Genomic DNA, 670 nt, shown 5'->3' with positions numbered 1-670 from the left:
GTGGCCGCTCGATTGTTCAGCGATACACAGGTTTGAGCGCTCTTAAATTGGGATAATGAGCGTTCTGCCAAGCTGTAAATGATTGGATAGTAACACCCTGTTGCCTTTCGGGATGAAAGGTATATCCCGTTGCCCATTATTTGAGCGCCTATGCCCGCGTAGCTCAGATCATGTCGTTCAATCGCACCGCAGGCTTGTACACGGCAACCTTTTTCCATGACCAAGGCGATTCTTCCTCGTTCGGTATTGTTAAGGATTTTTTCAAGCCATATCTCGTAAAGCCTAGTGGTTTTGGCTTCTGGTAGCGAAATATCGCGGGAGAAGCGACTCTCGAAATATACCCCGGCCATTAGTGCCAAGCACTGCGATCTGTCGTCTTCTCTATACTCGCGAACCAATGACAAGAATTTAGGTGGCTTGATGCCTTTGAGGGATCTCCAGCGGTACTCGCGTTTGATATCCAGAATCTCCGCTCCTAGGCCGAGCAAGGCATTCAGGCATAAGTAGTCGTCGATATCCACCTCGCATGAGGTGTGCAGTATGGAGGTTTCCTGCCTCATCTTATTGATGGTGTCGCGGAGTAAATTGCTCAGGGCCGATGGGGGGCACGTCGGGGCTGCAGCCAAGCTCATTCTCGCCATGGGTAGGCCAAAGTGTTGGGTATCCCAGT

At 50.7% G+C, this 670-nt stretch carries 1 protein-coding gene; it reads right to left on the bottom strand.

What is annotated here, in order from left to right; genetic code table 11:
• Positions 1 to 521: hypothetical protein (locus A3754_RS28480; protein WP_231880532.1), on the bottom strand; the 521-nt coding region annotated here is incomplete at its 3' end.
• Between the last annotated feature and the right edge of the window lie 149 nt (positions 522 to 670).

It is taken from the genome of Alcanivorax sp. HI0083, from assembly GCF_001635175.1.
Note: the sequence above shows the minus strand (reverse complement) of the source record. Positions and strands in the feature narration are given on the sequence as shown.